21 protein-coding genes are annotated in these 18,746 nt (G+C 55.2%); 12 read left to right on the forward strand and 9 right to left on the reverse strand.

The window, feature by feature from the left end; genetic code table 11:
- The first annotated feature begins 8 nt into the window (after nucleotides 1-8).
- From rbfA to mtr, 8 genes are all read left to right on the forward strand, one after another.
- Entirely contained in the window at nucleotides 9-410 is a 402-nt protein-coding gene (rbfA, locus tag LDB27_RS02745; protein WP_001040198.1) for a 30S ribosome-binding factor RbfA, read from the forward strand.
- The gene (gene truB / locus LDB27_RS02750; RefSeq protein WP_000089670.1) at nucleotides 410-1,354 is read left to right on the forward strand and encodes a tRNA pseudouridine(55) synthase TruB; all 945 of its coding nucleotides are present in this window, start codon (nucleotides 410-412) and stop codon (nucleotides 1,352-1,354) included. Before rbfA ends, truB begins: the two co-directional genes overlap by 1 nt.
- 150 nt (nucleotides 1,355-1,504) lie before the next feature.
- Nucleotides 1,505-1,774, forward strand: a complete 270-nt coding sequence (gene rpsO / locus LDB27_RS02755; protein WP_000059465.1) for a 30S ribosomal protein S15 — start codon at nucleotides 1,505-1,507, stop codon at nucleotides 1,772-1,774.
- Between the two features lie 241 nt (nucleotides 1,775-2,015).
- A complete protein-coding gene (gene pnp / locus LDB27_RS02760) occupies nucleotides 2,016-4,151 on the forward strand; it encodes a polyribonucleotide nucleotidyltransferase (RefSeq protein ID WP_001670767.1) in 2,136 nt (711 codons plus the stop codon).
- Nucleotides 4,152-4,260: 109 nt separating this feature from the next.
- Nucleotides 4,261-5,145, forward strand: coding sequence for a lipoprotein NlpI (gene nlpI / locus LDB27_RS02765; protein WP_000802069.1), 885 nt, complete (start codon nucleotides 4,261-4,263; stop codon nucleotides 5,143-5,145).
- A gap of 105 nt (nucleotides 5,146-5,250) precedes the next feature.
- Nucleotides 5,251-5,331, forward strand: a complete 81-nt coding sequence (gene yrbN, locus LDB27_RS02770; RefSeq protein ID WP_010723222.1) for a protein YrbN — start codon at nucleotides 5,251-5,253, stop codon at nucleotides 5,329-5,331.
- Nucleotides 5,324-7,213 carry an ATP-dependent RNA helicase DeaD gene (gene deaD / locus LDB27_RS02775; protein ID WP_000807248.1) on the forward strand — a complete coding sequence of 630 codons (1,890 nt, stop codon included), beginning with the start codon at nucleotides 5,324-5,326 and terminating at the stop codon, nucleotides 7,211-7,213. Before yrbN ends, deaD begins: the two co-directional genes overlap by 8 nt.
- 153 nt (nucleotides 7,214-7,366) lie before the next feature.
- Entirely contained in the window at nucleotides 7,367-8,611 is a 1,245-nt protein-coding gene (mtr, locus tag LDB27_RS02780) for a tryptophan permease (protein WP_000224374.1), read from the forward strand.
- Between the two features lie 90 nt (nucleotides 8,612-8,701).
- Here the strand turns inward: mtr and LDB27_RS02785 are convergent, their stop codons facing one another.
- The 3 genes from LDB27_RS02785 to ubiU form a co-directional block, all read right to left on the reverse strand.
- A complete protein-coding gene (locus LDB27_RS02785; RefSeq protein ID WP_000130432.1) occupies nucleotides 8,702-9,709 on the reverse strand; it encodes a luciferase-like monooxygenase in 1,008 nt (335 codons plus the stop codon).
- Between the two features lie 176 nt (nucleotides 9,710-9,885).
- A complete protein-coding gene (locus LDB27_RS02790; protein ID WP_000877716.1) occupies nucleotides 9,886-10,764 on the reverse strand; it encodes a U32 family peptidase in 879 nt (292 codons plus the stop codon).
- Between the two features lie 8 nt (nucleotides 10,765-10,772).
- On the reverse strand, nucleotides 10,773-11,768 hold the full coding sequence (gene ubiU / locus LDB27_RS02795; protein ID WP_000421309.1) for a ubiquinone anaerobic biosynthesis protein UbiU: 996 nt from the start codon (nucleotides 11,766-11,768) through the stop codon (nucleotides 10,773-10,775).
- 216 nt (nucleotides 11,769-11,984) lie between these two features.
- Between ubiU and ubiT the strand changes: the two genes are divergently transcribed.
- Entirely contained in the window at nucleotides 11,985-12,509 is a 525-nt protein-coding gene (gene ubiT, locus LDB27_RS02800; protein ID WP_000884721.1) for a ubiquinone anaerobic biosynthesis accessory factor UbiT, read from the forward strand.
- Complete coding sequence (locus LDB27_RS02805; protein ID WP_000908562.1) at nucleotides 12,503-13,006, forward strand: GNAT family N-acetyltransferase; 504 nt, start codon at nucleotides 12,503-12,505, stop codon at nucleotides 13,004-13,006. The genes ubiT and LDB27_RS02805 overlap by 7 nt, the downstream gene beginning before the upstream one ends.
- On the opposite strand, the gene LDB27_RS02810 is transcribed toward LDB27_RS02805, so the two are convergent.
- Nucleotides 12,993-13,310, reverse strand: a complete 318-nt coding sequence (locus LDB27_RS02810) for a GIY-YIG nuclease family protein (protein ID WP_000928379.1) — start codon at nucleotides 13,308-13,310, stop codon at nucleotides 12,993-12,995. The genes LDB27_RS02805 and LDB27_RS02810 overlap by 14 nt on opposite strands.
- A gap of 37 nt (nucleotides 13,311-13,347) precedes the next feature.
- Here LDB27_RS02810 and LDB27_RS02815 point away from each other — a divergent pair, with 37 nt between their 5' ends.
- Nucleotides 13,348-13,791 (forward strand): YhbP family protein, encoded by a 444-nt coding sequence (locus LDB27_RS02815; protein ID WP_000380407.1) that lies wholly within the window; start codon nucleotides 13,348-13,350, stop codon nucleotides 13,789-13,791.
- Here LDB27_RS02815 and yhbO read toward each other — a convergent pair.
- Entirely contained in the window at nucleotides 13,771-14,289 is a 519-nt protein-coding gene (gene yhbO, locus LDB27_RS02820) for a protein/nucleic acid deglycase (protein ID WP_000037599.1), read from the reverse strand. The two genes, LDB27_RS02815 and yhbO, sit on opposite strands and share 21 nt — an antisense overlap.
- Before the next feature lie 130 nt (nucleotides 14,290-14,419).
- Here yhbO and LDB27_RS02825 point away from each other — a divergent pair, with 130 nt between their 5' ends.
- Nucleotides 14,420-15,055 (forward strand): NAD(P)H-binding protein, encoded by a 636-nt coding sequence (locus LDB27_RS02825; protein WP_001530791.1) that lies wholly within the window; start codon nucleotides 14,420-14,422, stop codon nucleotides 15,053-15,055.
- Nucleotides 15,056-15,121: 66 nt separating this feature from the next.
- Here the strand turns inward: LDB27_RS02825 and dolP are convergent, their stop codons facing one another.
- The 4 genes from dolP to LDB27_RS02845 are packed head-to-tail and all read right to left on the reverse strand — an operon-like array spanning nucleotide 15,122 to nucleotide 18,714.
- Nucleotides 15,122-15,697 (reverse strand): division/outer membrane stress-associated lipid-binding lipoprotein, encoded by a 576-nt coding sequence (gene dolP / locus LDB27_RS02830; RefSeq protein ID WP_000643280.1) that lies wholly within the window; start codon nucleotides 15,695-15,697, stop codon nucleotides 15,122-15,124.
- Nucleotides 15,698-15,706: 9 nt separating this feature from the next.
- Nucleotides 15,707-16,297, reverse strand: a complete 591-nt coding sequence (gene diaA, locus LDB27_RS02835) for a DnaA initiator-associating protein DiaA (protein WP_000893481.1) — start codon at nucleotides 16,295-16,297, stop codon at nucleotides 15,707-15,709.
- 21 nt (nucleotides 16,298-16,318) lie between these two features.
- Nucleotides 16,319-16,714 (reverse strand): YraN family protein, encoded by a 396-nt coding sequence (locus LDB27_RS02840; protein WP_000057285.1) that lies wholly within the window; start codon nucleotides 16,712-16,714, stop codon nucleotides 16,319-16,321.
- Nucleotides 16,672-18,714: a penicillin-binding protein activator gene (locus tag LDB27_RS02845; RefSeq protein WP_000249222.1), complete on the reverse strand. Its 2,043-nt coding sequence runs from the start codon at nucleotides 18,712-18,714 to the stop codon at nucleotides 16,672-16,674. The genes LDB27_RS02840 and LDB27_RS02845 overlap by 43 nt, the downstream gene beginning before the upstream one ends.
- Nucleotides 18,715-18,746: the final 32 nt, after the last annotated feature.

Raw genomic sequence — 18,746 nt, forward strand, 5'->3', positions numbered from 1 at the left:
GATTTATTATGGCGAAAGAATTTGGTCGCCCGCAGCGCGTGGCCCAGGAGATGCAAAAAGAGATCGCAATCATCCTGCAGCGCGAAATTAAAGACCCGCGCCTGGGTATGATGACTACCGTCTCCGGTGTCGAAATGTCCCGTGACCTGGCCTATGCCAAAGTGTTTGTCACCTTTTTGAACGACAAAGATGAAGACGCAGTAAAAGCGGGCATCAAAGCGTTGCAGGAAGCGTCTGGTTTCATCCGCAGCTTGCTGGGTAAAGCGATGCGTCTGCGCATCGTACCGGAACTGACCTTCTTCTACGACAACTCGCTGGTGGAAGGGATGCGTATGTCCAACCTGGTGACTAACGTGGTGAAACATGACGAAGAACGTCGTGTGAACCCGGACGACAACAAGGAGGACTGATGAGTCGTCCTCGTCGTCGTGGCCGCGACATTCACGGCGTTCTGCTGCTGGATAAGCCGCAGGGTATGTCCAGCAATGACGTGCTGCAGAAAGTTAAGCGCATCTACAATGCCAACCGCGCCGGGCATACCGGCGCGCTGGACCCGCTGGCGACCGGCATGTTGCCGATTTGCCTCGGCGAAGCGACAAAATTTTCGCAGTACCTGCTGGATTCTGACAAACGCTATCGTGTTATTGCCCGTCTGGGGCAGCGCACGGATACCTCTGACGCCGATGGTCAAATCGTGCAGGAGCGTCCGGTGACTTTCAGCGCTGAGCAGCTTGCGAGCGCGCTGGAGACCTTTCGTGGGGATATCGAACAGATTCCCTCGATGTATTCGGCGCTGAAGTATCAGGGCAAGAAGCTGTACGAATATGCCCGCCAGGGTATCGAAGTGCCGCGCGAAGCCCGCCCGATTACCGTCTATGAGCTGCTGTTTATTCGCCATGAAGGTAACGAGCTGGAGCTGGAAGTTCATTGCTCCAAAGGCACCTATATTCGTACCATTATTGATGATTTAGGTGAGAAACTGGGCTGTGGCGCGCACGTAACGTTCCTGCGTCGTCTGACGGTCAGCAAGTATCCGATTGAGCGAATGGTCACGCTGGAGCAATTGCGCGAGCTGGTAGCACAGGCGGAACAGCAGGGCGTTCCGGCGGCGCAGTTGCTCGATCCATTATTGATGCCAATGGACAGTCCAGCTTCGGACTATCCTGTTGTTAATTTGCCGTTAACATCTTCGGTATACTTCAAAAATGGCAACCCGGTTCGTACCACGGGCGCGCCGTTGAAGGGACTGGTTCGTGTGACGGAAGGCGAAGACGGTAAATTTATCGGTATGGGCGAAATTGACGACGAAGGCCGTGTCGCGCCTCGTCGGCTGGTAGTAGAGTACCCAGCGTAATGTCGCTTCGTCTTGCGATAAGAGAGCGCTGCGAGTAGAATACCGCCGCTTAACGTCGCGTAAATTATTTAACAGTTTACGCGGCGTACACTGGGATCGCTGAATTAGAGATCGGCGTCCTCTCATTCTTAAATACTTTGGAGTTTTAAAATGTCTCTAAGTACTGAAGCTACAGCTAAAATCGTTTCTGAGTTCGGTCGTGACGCAAACGACACCGGTTCTACCGATGTTCAGGTTGCTCTGTTGACTGCACAGATTAACCACCTGCAGGGTCACTTTGCAGAGCATAAAAAAGATCACCACAGCCGTCGTGGTCTGCTGCGTATGGTTTCTCAGCGTCGTAAACTGCTCGACTACCTGAAACGTAAAGATGTTGCACGCTACACCGCGCTGATTGAGCGTCTGGGTCTGCGTCGCTAATTCTTTCGAGTTTCAGAAAGAGGGGGCCTTCATGGCCCCTTTTTTCCAGCAGATGGCAGCAATTCGCTGGAAACTAATGTATTGTTGCTATGAATGATCTTCCGTTGCAGAGGTTCGCGCGGCTAATGAGAGGCTTTACCCATATCAGGGTTAGGGTTGTCATTAGTCGCGAGGATGCGCAGAAGATCGGGTATTAACGACGGCGCGTATTATGCCGTCAAAAATTGGAAAGGATATTATTTTGCTTAATCCGATCGTTCGTAAATTCCAGTACGGTCAGCATACCGTTACGCTGGAAACTGGCATGATGGCGCGTCAGGCCACTGCCGCTGTTATGGTAAGCATGGATGACACCGCCGTATTCGTTACCGTTGTCGGCCAGAAAAAAGCCAAACCAGGCCAGGACTTCTTCCCACTGACCGTTAACTATCAGGAGCGTACCTACGCTGCTGGTCGTATCCCGGGCAGCTTCTTCCGTCGTGAAGGCCGTCCAAGCGAAGGCGAAACCCTGATCGCGCGTCTGATTGACCGCCCGGTTCGTCCGCTGTTCCCGGAAGGCTTCGTTAACGAAGTGCAGGTTATCGCGACCGTCGTTTCCGTTAACCCGCAGGTTAACCCGGATATCGTGGCGATGATCGGCGCATCTGCTGCGCTGTCGCTGTCCGGCATTCCGTTCAACGGCCCAATCGGCGCGGCGCGCGTAGGTTACATCAATGACCAGTACGTGCTGAACCCGACCCAGGACGAGCTGAAAGAAAGCAAGCTGGACCTGGTGGTTGCCGGTACCGAAGCGGCTGTGCTGATGGTGGAATCCGAAGCTGAACTGCTGAGCGAAGACACTATGCTGGGCGCGGTGGTATTCGGTCACGAGCAGCAGCAGGTTGTTATCCAGGCGATCAACGATCTGGTGAAAGAAGCCGGTAAACCACGTTGGGACTGGCAGCCGGAAGCCGTCAACGACGCGTTGAACGCGCGTGTTGCTGCGCTTGCTGAATCTCGTCTGAGCGACGCGTACCGCATCACCGATAAACAAGAACGCTATGCTCAGGTTGACGTAATCAAATCCGAAACCATCGAGCAGCTTATTGCAGAAGATGAAACTCTGGATGCTAACGAGCTGGGCGAAATCCTGCACGCTATTGAGAAAAACGTGGTGCGTAGCCGCGTACTGGCAGGCGAGCCGCGTATTGATGGCCGTGAAAAAGACATGATCCGTGGTCTGGACGTGCGCACTGGCGTGCTGCCGCGTACTCATGGTTCCGCTCTGTTTACCCGTGGTGAAACGCAGGCGCTGGTTACCGCGACTCTGGGTACTGCTCGTGACGCGCAGGTGCTTGATGAACTGATGGGCGAGCGCACTGATAGCTTCCTGTTCCACTACAACTTCCCTCCGTACTCCGTAGGCGAAACCGGCATGGTCGGTTCTCCGAAGCGTCGTGAAATTGGTCACGGTCGTCTGGCGAAGCGCGGCGTGCTGGCAGTGATGCCGGACATGGATAAATTCCCGTACACCGTTCGCGTGGTGTCTGAAATCACCGAATCCAACGGTTCTTCCTCTATGGCTTCCGTGTGCGGCGCTTCTCTGGCGCTGATGGACGCTGGCGTGCCAATTAAAGCCGCCGTAGCAGGTATCGCTATGGGTCTGGTGAAAGAAGGCGACAACTACGTTGTACTGTCTGACATTCTGGGCGACGAAGATCACCTGGGCGATATGGACTTCAAAGTGGCGGGTTCCCGCGACGGTATCTCTGCGCTGCAGATGGATATCAAAATTGAAGGTATCACCAAAGAGATCATGCAGGTTGCGTTGAACCAGGCTAAAGGTGCGCGTCTGCACATCCTGGGCGTGATGGAACAGGCGATCAACGCGCCGCGCGGCGATATCTCTGAATTCGCGCCGCGTATCCATACCATCAAGATCAGCACGGACAAGATCAAAGACGTGATCGGTAAAGGCGGTTCTGTGATCCGCGCGCTGACTGAAGAGACCGGCACCACCATCGAAATCGAAGATGACGGTACTGTGAAGATCGCGGCGACCGACGGCGAAAAAGCGAAATATGCTATCCGTCGTATCGAAGAGATCACCGCAGAGATCGAAGTCGGCCGTATCTACAATGGTAAAGTGACCCGTATCGTTGACTTTGGCGCGTTTGTTGCCATCGGCGGCGGTAAAGAAGGTCTGGTTCACATCTCTCAAATCGCGGATAAGCGTGTAGAGAAAGTGACCGACTATCTGCAGATGGGTCAGGAAGTCCCGGTTAAGGTTCTGGAAGTTGACCGCCAGGGCCGTGTACGTCTGAGCATTAAAGAAGCAACCGAGCAGTCTCAACCTGCGGCTGCGCCGGAAGCTCCGGCGAGCGAACAGGCCGAGTAAGGTAGCCTTTTGCCCTCCGCAGTGCGGAGGGCTTTAGACCTGGCTGGACGCCTTGTTGAGCCACCGGGGAACAGGACGTTCATTCAATCGTTGTCTTCGGGAGTGGGAAATGAAGCCTTTTTTGCGCTGGTGTTTCGTTGCGACAGCACTTACGCTTGCAGGATGCAGTAATTCCGCCTGGCGTAAAAGTGAAGTCCTCGCAGTACCATTGCAACCGACTTTACAGCAGGAAGTGATTCTGGCGCGTATGGAACAGATTCTTGCCAGTCGGGCTTTAACCGATGACGAACGCGCACAGCTTTTATATGAGCGCGGAGTGTTGTATGATAGTCTTGGTTTGAGGGCATTAGCGCGAAATGATTTTTCACAAGCGCTGGCAATCAGACCGGATATGCCTGAAGTATTCAATTACTTAGGCATTTATTTAACGCAGGCAGGCAATTTTGATGCTGCCTATGAAGCGTTTGATTCTGTACTAGAGCTTGATCCAACTTACAACTACGCGCACTTAAACCGCGGTATCGCATTGTATTACGGCGGCCGTGATAAGTTAGCGCAAGATGATCTGCTGGCGTTTTATCAAGACGATCCCAATGATCCTTACCGCAGCCTGTGGCTGTATCTTGTTGAGCAGAAGCTTAATGAGAAGCAGGCGAAAGAAGCGTTAAAAGCACGCTTCGAAAAATCGGATAAAGAGCAATGGGGATGGAACATTGTCGAGTTCTACCTGGGCGACATTAGCGAAGCAACGCTGATGGAAAGGCTCAAGGCGGACGCAACGGATAACACCTCGCTCGCTGAGCATCTCAGTGAAACCAACTTCTATTTAGGTAAGTATTACCTAAGTCTGGGGGATTTGGACAGCGCCACGGCTCTGTTCAAACTGGCGGTGGCCAACAACGTTCATAACTTTGTTGAGCACCGATACGCATTGTTGGAATTATCGCTCCTGGGCCAGGACCAAGATGACCTGGCAGAATCGGACCAGCAATAGCTGACGAACATATCAGCCCGTAATCTTTTTGATTGCCATCACCTTCGCGGGTGAGGGCGTTGTTGTTCGTTAATACACCTACTTTGAGCCGGTTCACACTTTTCAATGAAAATTGCAGATCAATTTCATGATGAGTTATGTAGACTGGCCGCCATTAATTTTGAGGCACACGTACTACATGGCTGAATTCGAAACCACTTTTGCAGATCTGGGGCTGAAGGCTCCTATCCTTGAAGCCCTTACCGATCTGGGTTACGAAAAACCATCTCCAATCCAGGCAGAGTGCATTCCGCATCTGCTGGGCGGTCGCGACGTGCTGGGCATGGCCCAGACCGGTAGCGGCAAAACCGCAGCGTTCTCTTTACCGCTGCTCAACAATCTTGATCCTGAGCTGAAGGCACCTCAGATTCTGGTGCTGGCGCCAACCCGCGAACTGGCGGTACAGGTTGCCGAAGCCATGACGGATTTCTCTAAACACATGCGCGGCGTAAACGTGGTTGCCCTGTACGGCGGTCAGCGTTATGACGTGCAGTTACGCGCCCTGCGTCAGGGGCCGCAGATCGTTGTCGGTACGCCGGGACGTCTGCTTGATCACTTAAAACGCGGCACCCTCGACCTCTCTAAACTGAGTGGTCTGGTGCTGGATGAAGCCGACGAAATGCTGCGTATGGGCTTCATCGAAGACGTTGAAACTATTATGGCGCAGATCCCGGAAGGTCATCAGACCGCTCTGTTCTCCGCCACTATGCCGGAAGCGATTCGTCGCATTACCCGCCGCTTTATGAAAGAGCCGCAGGAAGTGCGCATTCAGTCCAGCGTGACTACCCGTCCTGACATCAGCCAGAGCTACTGGACTGTCTGGGGTATGCGTAAAAACGAAGCGCTGGTGCGTTTCCTGGAAGCGGAAGACTTTGATGCGGCGATTATCTTCGTACGTACCAAAAACGCGACCCTGGAAGTAGCAGAAGCGCTGGAACGTAGCGGCTACAACAGCGCCGCGTTGAATGGCGATATGAACCAGGCGCTGCGTGAGCAGACTCTGGAACGCCTGAAAGATGGTCGTCTGGACATCCTGATCGCCACCGACGTTGCGGCACGTGGTCTGGACGTTGAACGTATCAGCCTGGTGGTGAACTACGATATCCCGATGGACTCCGAGTCCTACGTTCACCGTATCGGTCGTACCGGCCGTGCGGGTCGCGCCGGTCGCGCGCTGCTGTTCGTTGAGAACCGCGAGCGTCGTCTGCTGCGCAACATCGAACGCACCATGAAGCTGACCATTCCGGAAGTGGAACTGCCGAACGCAGAACTGCTGGGCAAACGCCGTCTGGAAAAATTCGCCGCGAAAGTTCAGCAGCAACTGGAAAGCAGCGATCTGGATCAGTACCGTGCGCTGCTGGCGAAAATCCAGCCGTCTGCCGAAGGTGAAGAGCTGGATCTCGAAACGCTGGCCGCCGCACTGCTGAAAATGGCGCAGGGCGAGCGTCCGCTGATCCTGCCGCCGGATGCGCCGATGCGTCCTAAGCGTGAATTCCGTGACCGTGACGACCGTGGTCCGCGCGATCGTAATGACCGTGGCCCGCGTGGCGACCGTGAAGAACGTCCGCGTCGTGAACGTCGTGACGTTGGCGATATGCAGTTATACCGCATTGAAGTGGGCCGTGATGACGGCGTTGAAGTTCGTCATATCGTGGGCGCTATCGCTAACGAAGGCGACATCAGCAGCCGTTACATTGGTAACATTAAGCTGTTCGCGTCTCACTCCACCATCGAGCTGCCGAAAGGTATGCCGGGCGAAGTGTTGCAGCACTTCACGCGTACCCGCATTCTGAACAAGCCGATGAATATGCAGTTGTTGGGTGATGCTGTTCCGCACGCGGGCGGCGAACGTCGCGGCGGTGGTCGTAGCTTCAGTGGCGAACGTCGTGAAGGCGGTCGTAATTTCAGCGGCGAACGTCGTGAAGGTGGTCGTGGTGATGGTCGTCGCTTCAGCGGCGAGCGTCGTGAAAGCCGTGGTCCGCGTCGTGATGACTCTACCGGTCGCCGTCGTTTCGGCGGCGATGCGTAACTCACGCTGACCTGCGCATTCACAGCGTAAAGTAAAATATACAGCCCCGATCGTCACAATCGGGGCTTTTTTTATTTCTTTTGTACTCGTGTACTGGTACAGTGCAGCGTATTGAGAGATAGTCACACTATAAATGACTGGAGAGAGAGCTGAATGGCAACACTTACCACCACCCAAACGTCACCTTCGCTGCTTGGCGGCGTGGTGATTATCGGCGGCACCATCATTGGCGCGGGGATGTTCTCCCTGCCGGTGGTCATGTCCGGGGCGTGGTTCTTCTGGTCGATGGCGGCGCTGGTCTTTACCTGGTTTTGTATGCTGCACTCCGGGCTAATGATCCTCGAAGCCAACCTTAACTACCGCATTGGTTCGAGTTTCGACACCATCACCAAAGATCTGTTGGGGAAAGGCTGGAACATTGTCAACGGCATCTCTATTGCCTTTGTGCTCTACATCCTGACTTACGCCTATATCTCGGCGAGCGGCTCAATTCTGCATCATACCTTTGCTGAGATGTCGCTGAACGTTCCGGCGCGAGCGGCAGGTTTTGCCTTTGCGCTGCTGGTGGCGTTTGTCGTGTGGCTGAGTACGAAGGCGGTCAGTCGGATGACGGCGATTGTGCTGGGCGCGAAAGTGATTACTTTCTTCCTGACCTTCGGCAGCCTGTTAGGACACGTTCAGCCTGCCACGTTGTTTAACGTGGCTGAAAGCCACGCGTCATATACGCCGTACCTGCTGATGACGCTGCCATTTTGTCTGGCCTCTTTTGGTTATCACGGTAACGTACCGAGCCTGATGAAATATTACGGCAAAGATCCGCGCACCATCGTGAAATGCCTGATTTATGGAACGTTACTGGCGCTGGCGCTCTATTCCGTCTGGCTGCTGGGGACGATGGGCAACATCCCGCGTCCAGAATTTATCGGCATTGCACAGAAAGGCGGCAATATTGATGTGCTGGTACAGGCGTTAAGCGGCGTGCTGAACAGCCGCAGCCTGGATCTGCTGCTGGTGGTGTTCTCTAACTTTGCGGTCGCCAGTTCCTTCCTCGGCGTGACGCTGGGGCTGTTTGACTATCTGGCGGATCTGTTTGGTTTTGATGACTCGGCAATGGGGCGTTTTAAAACCGCACTGCTGACGTTTGTGCCGCCAATTGTCGGTGGCCTGCTGTGGCCGAACGGTTTTCTGTACGCCATTGGCTATGCAGGTTTAGCTGCAACTATCTGGGCGGCCATTGTGCCTGCGCTGTTAGCACGTAAATCTCGCGAACGTTTCGGCAGCCCGAAATTCCGCGTCTGGGGCGGCACGCCGATGATTGTACTGATTCTGGTCTTCGGTGTCGGCAACGCGGTTATCCATATTCTGTCGAGCTTTAATTTGCTGCCGGTGTACCAGTAACGTTATTGTGCCGGATGGCGGTTGCACCTTATCCGGCCTACTTGATGCTGTAGGCCCGGTAAGCGAAGCGCCTCCGGGCAAAACAACGCACTACCCCAACAATTCCTGCTTCACATCCATCGCCAAATCAAACGAATGCAGCCGCGCCTGGTGGTCGAAAATCTGCCCGTTGACCATAATTTCATCCGCCTGGGTTTCCCGCAGGATGGATTCCAGCCCGTGGCGGACTTTCGCTTTATCGCCGACCAGCGACATACTCAGCGCCTGCTGCACGCCATACTGCTCGGATGGCGACCAGAAGGTCTCCATATTCTCAATCGGCGGCGGCAGTTGGCCGGTTTCCCCACGGCGTAGCTTCACAAAAGCCTGCTGCATAGAGGTAAACAGGAATTCGGCGTCGCGGTTGCTGTCGGCGGCGATAATATTGATACACACCATCGCGTACGGTTTTTCCAGCCGCGCTGAAGGTTTGAACTGGGTACGGTACAGATGCAGCGCCTGGAACAACATATCCGGCGCGAAATGCGAAGCAAAGGCGAACGGTAGGCCAAGCTGGGCCGCCAACTGTGCGCTATACAGGCTGGAGCCCAACAGCCAGACCGGGATCTTCTCGCCGTAGCCGGGAACCGGGCGCACATGCGGATTAGGGTCGCGAGCGTCGAACCAGTCCACCAGCTCTGCGACATCGCGTGGAAAGTTATCGATATCGCCGCTCATATGGCGACGCAGCGCGCGCATCGTCGGCTGATCGCTACCCGGCGCGCGTCCCAACCCTAAGTCGATACGTCCCGGGTAGAGCGTATTCAGCGTGCCGAACTGCTCGGCAATCACCAGCGGTGAATGGTTAGGCAGCATCACGCCGCCGGAGCCAAGATGTAATGTTGTGGTATTGGCCGCCAGATAACCAATCAATACCGAGGTCGCCGCGCTGGCGATACCGGTCATGTTGTGATGTTCCGCCAGCCAGTAGCGGTGATAGCCGCGCTTTTCAGCCAGCCGTGCGAGATCAAGCGAGTGCGTGAAGGCTTCTTTTGCCGAAGATCCTTCAGGGATCGGTGCCAGATCCAGCACCGAGAACGGAATAGTTTTGTCAGTCATAACGGCTCACTTTGTTACCGGTTAATCTTTTAATACTGCATTAAAGATTAGCGAATGTTGTTAACAAAGTGAGCTTTATGAGACTGACGGCAAAACAATGCCCGATAGCGCTGCGCTTATCGGGCCTACGGGAGCGCTATTTGTAGGCCCGATAAGGTCTTTATGCCGCCATCCGGCTAGGCCTGTAGCTCCAGCCCGGCCAGCCGCTTCCAGTAGCCGTTGCAGTCACTATGGGAGGCAAGCGGTAATGGCGCACCGCCGTTTTCGTTAGCGCGAAAGGCATCAAGCATGGCAAATGTCTCCGTACCCAACGGCGACAGCCGCACGATATCGACCAATCCCTGCATCGACGTCAGTTCGTTGCCAAGGTTATAGACATAGCCGCTCATGGTCTGAATACCGTTAAGCACAAACACCTGCTGATTCTCTTGCGAGAGCACGTCACGACCGTTTGGATACTTGATACAGCAGGTTTCGCACTCATCTTTCGGGCGGTCTTCCGAACGGGCGGTAAAGCAGCGAGCGGAGTAGGCCAGCGGCAGATGCCCGTAGCTCAACACTTCCACTTCAAACTGATTGCGGATGCCCAGTTCATCGCACTGATTAAGCAAATTCACCAGCCAGTCGCGGGACAGCTCCACCGGCATACACCAGCGTACCATGCCTTCTTTCAGCAACCGGCGCAGCGTGACCGCGTTGTAGCAATTCAGCGCATGGCCGGCGACAAACGGCAGTTTGCGCTCGGCGCACAGATTCACCACGCCAAGATCGCTGGCTTCCAGCAGAAAATCGCCGTTGTCCACATAGCGTTTCAGCTCGCTTAATTCAGATGACGCCTGTACCAGCGCCAGGGTGGAGAGCGCCACCTGCTTACCGCTGGCGGCGAGGGATTTCGCCATTTCCAGCCAGTCGCCGACTTTGGTCGCGCGACGCTTGCTGCACACCGCTTCGCCCAGATAAATGACATCAGCGCTGCTTTTTGCGGCCTGCTGATAAAAATCTTCCAGCGTCTCTTTCGGCCAGTAATAAAGCACCGGTCCTAAGGAATATTTCATAGCTCCTCTCACTGCCATTTACGGTGATATGCGCCAAGCGTGGTTTGAGTGCCTTCGGACATCGCGCCGAGCGTCTCCATCCAGTCGCGCTGTGGAACGAAGTTTTGCGGGGCGGCTTTGCAGCGATCGATCGCCTGGCGCCACACTTTCGCCACCTGGCTGACATAGGCCGGGCTGCGCTGACGGCCTTCGATCTTCACCGAAGCGATGTTCGCCGCCATGAGCTCCGGCAGCAGTTCCAGCGTGTTCAGGCTGGTTGGCTCCTCCAGCGCGTGATAGCGCTCGCCGTCCACTAAATAGCGGCCTTTACACAGCGTTGGGTAGCCCGCGTTTTCGCCATCCTGGTAACGGTCAATCAGGACATCATTCAGGCGCGATTCCAGCCCCTGCGGCGTTTGCTGCCAGCGAACAAAGCGGGCGGGCGAGCAGGCGCCGACGGTATTGGGCGACTCCCCCGTCAGGTAAGAAGAAAGATAGCAGCGACCTTCCGCCATAATGCACAGGCTGCCAAACGCGAATACCTCCAGCGGCACCGGCGTGACGCGGGCCAGTTGTTTTACCTGGTGAATCGACAGTACACGTGGCAGTACTACGCGGTGGACATCAAAGTTGCGGTGATAAAAGCGAATCGCCTCTTCGTTGGTTGCCGAGGCCTGAACGGAAACATGGCGCTCAATATGCGGGTAACGCTCTGCGGCATATTCCAGCATAGCGAGGTCGGCGAGAATCAGCGCGTCGGCGCCAAGCTGCGCCGCCATATCCACGGCGCGCTGCCAGCGAGCATAGCCGTCCGGATGCGCAAAAGTATTAATGGCGATGTGTAATTTGCGGCGATGCTGGTGAACAAAACTCACCGCTTCCTGCAATTTTTTTTCGGTAAAGTTAAGGCCGGCAAAATGACGGGCATTGGTATCGTCTTTTAACCCGATATAAACGGCGTCAGCGCCGTTTTCGATGGCCGCCTTCAGCGCCGGGAGATTTCCGGCAGGGCAGAGCAGCTCCATAATTTATCCTGAGGGTTACGTCTGAGACGCAAAATTGTTAACGAACAGGGATTTTAGTTAACCTTGCTGCGACAATTTTTGATTTAAGGCAGTTAAAGGCGTATTGGTAACACCAATAATGGGGTAGAAAATCAGACCCAATTGTTGATTTACGCCGCCATGTGATTTATTGGATATGGCAAAATAACAGGACTATTGAAACAGGGAGTAAAGCTCGTGTTAGATAAACTGCGTTCACGCTTAGTCCATGCTGGCCCGTCTCTGATGAGTGTACCGGTTAAACTGACGCCCTTTGCGCTAAAGCGCCAGGTTCTGGAACAGGTTCTGAGCTGGCAGTTTCGTCAGGCGCTGGCCGATGGAGAGCTGGAATTCCTCGAAGGTCGTTGGTTAAGCATTCATGTTCGTGACATCGACTTAAAATGGTATACCACGGTTGAAAATGAAAAGCTGATCGTTAGCCAGCAGGCGGATGCTGACGTCAGTTTTAGCGCCGACGCCAGCGATCTGCTAATGATAGCTGCCCGTAAACAGGACCCGGATACGCTCTTTTTCCAGCGTCGACTGGTCATTGAAGGCGATACTGAGTTAGGGTTGTATGTGAAGAATCTGATGGACGCCATCGAACTGGAGCAGATGCCGAAAGCGTTACGCGTTATGCTGCTGCAACTGGCGGATTTTGTTGAGGCGGGTATGAAAAACTCGCCGGAAACCAAACAGACCTCGGTAGGTGAACCATGCTAATTCGAGTAGAAATTCCCATTGATGCGCCTGGTATTGATGCGCTGTTACGCCGTTCATTCGAAAGCGATGCGGAAGCGAAGCTGGTTCACGATTTGCGTGAAGATGGTTTTCTGACGCTCGGACTGGTGGCCACGGATGATGAAGGCCAGGTGGTGGGCTATGTCGCCTTTAGTCCGGTTGATGTGCAGGGCGAAGATTTACAGTGGGTCGGCATGGCGCCGCTGGCGGTCGATGAAAAGTATCGCGGGCAAGGGCTGGCGCGCCAGTTAGTGTATGAAGGGCTGGATTCGCTCAACGAGTTCGGCTACGCGGCGGTCGTGACGTTGGGCGACCCGGCGTTATATAGCCGCTTCGGTTTTGAACTGGCCGCGCATTACGATCTTCACTGCCGTTGGCCCGGTACGGAAAGCGCTTTCCAGGTACACCGTTTGGCTGAGGATGCGCTGGAAGGCGTGACGGGGCTGGTGGAGTATCACGACCACTTCAATCGTTTTTAAGCACCGGCGTTTGCAGGCTGGACAGCAGCGCCTCAAACGCTTCGCGTTCCGTCACAAGGCGCTCCTTCTGGCGCTTTGTGAGCTGTTTGATGCGATACTCTATGCGCAGGGCCAGCGAGCGATCGCCGACCTGCGCCGCAAACGCCAGCGTTAACTCGCCTTTTCCCCGTAATGCTTTTGCGCCTTTTCCCGTTTGATGCTGCCTGTAACGACGCGCCACATCGGTGGTTATTCCGGTGTAAAGCGCATTGTCTGCAGTACGAATCAGATACAGATACCAGGGTGTCATTGTCGCCATCAGCATGATAATTTTCAGGTTCCCAGTATAAGCGAGAATAAAGATGGACACACTTACCGCTATTGGCCGTTGGCTGGCGAAACAACACGTGGTGACCTGGTGCGTACACCATGAGGGAGAGCTGTGGTGCGCCAATGCGTTTTATTTGTTCGATGCGCAAAACGTCGCGCTGTATCTGTTAACGGATGATAAAACCCGCCATGCGCAAATGTCCGGCGCGTGCGCGCCAGTTGCGGGAACGGTCAATGGTCAGCCGAAAACGGTGACGCGCATTCGCGGCGTGCAGTTTAAAGGGGTAATTCGCCGTCTGGAGGGGCAGGAGAGCGACGCCGCGCGTAAAGCTTACCTTCGTCGCTTCCCGGTCGCCAGGGTGCTGCCAGCGCCGGTATGGGAAATCCGGCTGGATGAGATTAAATTCACCGACAACACGCTGGGGTTTGGTAAAAAACTGCACTGGTTACGCGACTCACGCGCCCAGCAGGCGTAGTGCCTCGCGGTTAAATGCCGGCAGGTCGTCAGGCGTGCGGCTGGTCACCAGCTGATCTTTATCGACGACGACTTCCTGATCGTAAAATTCCGCGCCCGCATTCTTCACATCGATAATAATCGGTTTCACCGCCGTGAGTTTGCGGCCACGAATGACATCGGCGCTGATCAACAACTGCGGGCCGTGGCAAATGGCAAAAACCGGTTTACCGCTGTTAACGAAATCGCGGGTAAAATCCACGAAACGGCTGTCGCCGCGCAGGTAGTCCGGCGAATGACCTCCCGGCAATAGCAAGGCGTCGAACTCGTCGGGACGAACGTCATCAATAGCCTTATCAATGGTGACGCTGGCCTCGCCTTTTTTTCCTTTCACCGTTTTACCCGCCTCTTTTTCGATGGTGATGACCTCATGGCCGGCCTGACGGAATTCTGCTGCCGGCGAGGTAAATTCTGAATCTTCAAATTCATCGGTAATCAAAACGGCAATTTTCTTACTCATGCGTTTCCTCCGCAGTGGTGGCGTCGGGTAAGGCAAATTTTCCACAATGATGGATACTTACCTCGTAGACTATTAAGCCTGGTCGATAGGGCCGAGAGTGCAAGGTGGACAAATCTGTAAAGGAGCGAGGATGAGTCAGGTACTGATTACCGGCGCGACCGGACTGGTCGGCGGACATCTGCTGAGAATGTTAATCAACACGCCGCAGGTGAGCGCTATCGCCGCGCCGACGCGTCGTCCGCTGACGGATATTGTCGGCGTTTATAACCCTCACGATCCGCAGCTTACCGACGCGTTAGCTCAGGTGACCGACCCGGTAGATATTGTTTTTTGCTGCCTGGGCACGACCCGGCGTGAAGCGGGAAGTAAAGCGGCGTTTATTCATGCGGATTATACGCTGGTGGTTGATACCGCGCTGACCGGGCGTCGGCTGGGCGCGCAGCACATGTTGGTGGTCAGCGCAATGGGAGCAAACGCGCACTCTCCGTTTTTCTACAATCGGGTGAAAGGAGAAATGGAGGAGGCGTTAATCGCGCAAAATTGGCCTCGTTTGACGATTGCCCGGCCTTCTATGCTGCTCGGCGACAGAACAACGCGGCGGGTGAATGAAACGCTTTTCGCTCCGCTATTTCGGCTGTTGCCAGGAAACTGGAAATCGATTGATGCGCGGGATGTGGCGCGGGCCATGCTGGCGGAAGCGCTGGCGCCAGCACAAGAAGGCGTGACGATTCTGACCTCATCGCAACTGCGGGAAAAAGCGGAGTAGCGAAGCCGGATGATTTACCGGATGGCGACGCGGTTTACACATTTTTATCGCCACCCGGCACACCGGTTACTTAATATACGTAAAGGCGGTGGTTACGCGTTTCACGCCGCTCACCCTGCTGGCGATGTCTGCTGCCGCTTTACCTTCACGTTCAGTCACCAGGCCCAGCAGGAACACTTCGCCATTTTCGGTGGTGACTTTCACATTTGACGATTTTACCTGATCGCTGGTCAGTAGCTGTGAGCGAACTTTCGTGGTGATCCAGGTATCGTTAGAGGCGGTCCCCAGGCCGATAGGCTGACCCTGGCGAATCTCGTTATAGACCTCGGTGGTGCCTTCAACGCCCATCGCTATCTGTTTCGCGCGTGCGGAGAGTTCGCTGTTTGGCGACTGACCCACTAACAAAACTTTGCCCTGATAAGCCGTGACATTGATGCGCGTCTCTTTTTTGATTTGCTCATCTTTCGACAGCGCGCTGCTGACACGCAGTTCCAGCGTTCCGTCATCCACCTGGGTGCCCACGCTACGCGGGTCGGTTGCGGCTTTGGTGCCGACGGCTGCCGTACCCACTACCGCGGCGGCGACGCAACCTTGCAATAGCAACGCAGAAATAAGGACTGCGAGCGGCGAAAATGCCTTCATGTGTACTCCTTAATCATCCTGGTGAGGAAAAAGCGTGTTATCGATCAAATCGCACAGGCAGTTTACCGTCAGCATATGCATTTCCTGAATGCGCGCGCTGTGGTGTGAAGGGATACGAATTTCAACATCCTGCGGCCCTAATAGTCCGGCCAGCTCACCCCCGTCATACCCGGTTAGCGCCACAATGGTCATGTCACGTGTGACGGCTGCTTCAACGGCTTTTACGATATCGCGACTATTACCACGCGTAGAGATCGCCAATAAAACATCGCCTGCATGTCCCAGCGCCCGGACTTGTTTTGCATAAACTTCATCGTGCAGGCGATCGTTAGCGATCGCAGTTAAGACCACATTATCGGTATTTAGTGCAATGGCGGGTAAACTGGGTCGCTCCGTTTCAAAGCGGTTAATCATGCTGGCAGCAAAATGCTGTGCGTTGGCCGCGGACGTCCCGTTTCCACAACAGAGGATTTTGTTGCCGTTAAGCAGGGAATGAACCAGCGTCATGGCGGCGCGGGAAATGGCATCCGGAAGCGCTTCCGCCGCAGCAATTTGAGTTTGAATGCTTTCTGTAAAGCAAACTTTGATTCTTTCGAGCACGCTAATCCTTAAAATCTTCAATTATGAGTGGTCGTTAAACGCATCCCGAAACCACTCAATCTCATTTCCGGTGAAGGCTAACACATCGAACCGACAATCCACAGTATCAAAACTCCCATTCTGGCGGGCGAGCCACAAGCGGGCAGTATGTAATAATTTGTGTTGCTTGCTGCGGGTCACACTAGCCGCCGCGCCGCCATAAAGCCCGGAGCGCCGATAGCGGACCTCAACAAAAACCGTCGTTTTTCCGTCACGCATGATCAGATCGATTTCGCCGCCGCGCTCGCGCACGTTGGCGGCGATAAACCGCAGTCCTTTGCTTTCCAGCCAGCGACGCGCGGCAGCTTCCCACGCGTCGCCAGCCTGTTTACGCGTTAGCTGGCGGGAACAATCTCCCCTTGCTGGTATTTGAGCCATGATAACTTCCTGTTAATCACACAATCCGGGCTGGCAGTTAATGCGCCGGTATTACCATTGATCTCAAACCCCTGCACCTGACGCATCTGCGAAAAGTGGTTCGCCAGCGTCCAGGCATCCACGCCCATGGCGTACATCCGCGCCAGAGAATAGTCGTTATGTACAGCGCTCAGCGCCTGCTGCATCAACGGCATATTGCCGCCTGCCAGCATAGGAATTTCACTGTATTGTAAACCTTCCATCTCCAGACGGAAGTCGGGGCCGGAGGTGCCTTGCGCGCTACGGGAGCTGGCATACAGCGTCGCGCCGCTCTGGGTGCCGTTACGCATGGCGATCATCGGTTTGATAAAGCCAATCTCTTCCGGCGTAGCCAGAATATAGACCGCGTCTACGCGTCCGCCGCCGGTGATTTGCGCGTCGGTCGGCGGCGCAGGGATGGTCAGACCGCCAATGGTGACGCCAGGCTGCGCAGGCACGCTGGCGGCGACCGGACTGCCCGTCAACGCGATACCCGCGCCGCCGTTCACGCCCATTTTCAGCTCGGCTACGGAGCCGAATTTTTGCTGTAACACGATGCCGCCGCCCAGTTTTTGCCACTCCTGGGTGAAGGCGTTCGCCACGCGATCGCCAAGCGCGCTGCGTGGGATCAACAGCAGCGGCGACTGCTTGCCCTGGTCATAAATATGATGCGCCGCGTCACGGGCTTCATCTTCAGGAGAGAGCGCGAAATAGCAGATATTAGGGAAGCTACGTACAGTTTCCGGCTGGTTGAGCGCCAGCACGTTGAGCGGCGTGTTGCTTTTCATCAGCGCTTCCACATTGTTTTTCAACAGCGGCCCGACCACGATACTGGCGCCGTCTTGCTGAACCTGAGCGAGCACCTGATCCAACGGCTGGGAAGAGGTATCGTAGATTTTTAATTCAGCGGAGGGATCCGCCGGCGCGCTTGCTGTAGCAGGGGGAGTTTGTGGCGCGCTGACTGGCGTAGCGGACTGGGATGGAGCGTCATCAGTCAGATCGCTCACCGAGGCCTGCGACGGACTGGCGACGCCGTTGGTCATTTGTGGTTGCGTCTCCTCCACGCCAGGTTCGACCGGCGCGTCAGGCGCGGCGGCAGGCTGCATTTCCACCGCCTGGGTGCCGAGGTTTTTCGCGGCTTCGAAACCTTGCTGGATGGTACGGCCAAACACGGCAGCCTGACCGTTCAGCGGCAGCAGCAGAGCGATTTTGCTGGTGGAAGCTGGTTTAAAACGTTGTACATTGACGAGCTGCGTCGGCAGCATTTTCGCCCCCGGATTTTGCGGGTAGCGTTTTCGCCAGTCGGCGATCCCGGCTTTCAGCATGTCCGGATCGTTGCGGTTGTCAAACCAGACGCGTTGCAGATCCAGCCAGCCCTGAAGCACATTTTCATCGGCGTTGATAACCAGCGTCCTGGCCTGATCCGGCGTCATGGCGGAGAGCGCCTGCCAGGTGGCGTCGATATTTTTTTGTTTCTCTTTCGCCGCCAGTAGCGGTTCCTGGGCGATTAACGCCCGCAATAGGGTAAGCGACGGGCGTCCCTGGCTGGCAACGATCTGCGCCTGCCAGTAACGCGCTTGCTGATGTGGCGCAAAGTCGGCGGGTTTTAGTTTATCCAGCAAGGCCTGCGCGCCTGCGACATCTTTTTGCGCCAGTTTGATTTCTACCGCTAATAAAGACTGTTCGCGACGCTGGGCATCATTCAGATTTTGCGGGAGTTGGTTGAACAGGTCGACGGCCTGCTGGCTTTTTCCTTCTTTCAGCAGTGCATGAATGGCGAGTAATTGCCAGTTGGTCTTGCTATCATCTGCGCTTTGCTGCATCTGATGCAGGTAAAAGGCGGAGTCAGCTTGCGCTGAACCCTGCATATAGGCTGCGCTTTGATCTGGCGCCTGGGTGCCGCACCCGGCGAAAAGTAGCGCAGCCAGGACGACAGGCAGCGCGCGCGCGGCGTTCAAACGAGAAAATGTTGAGGGTACCATACTGTATCCAGTGATATTTTTTTACGCAATGC

This window comes from Salmonella sp. JXY0409-18, from assembly GCF_020268625.1.
Taxonomy (GTDB): Bacteria; Pseudomonadota; Gammaproteobacteria; order Enterobacterales; family Enterobacteriaceae; genus Salmonella; species Salmonella enterica.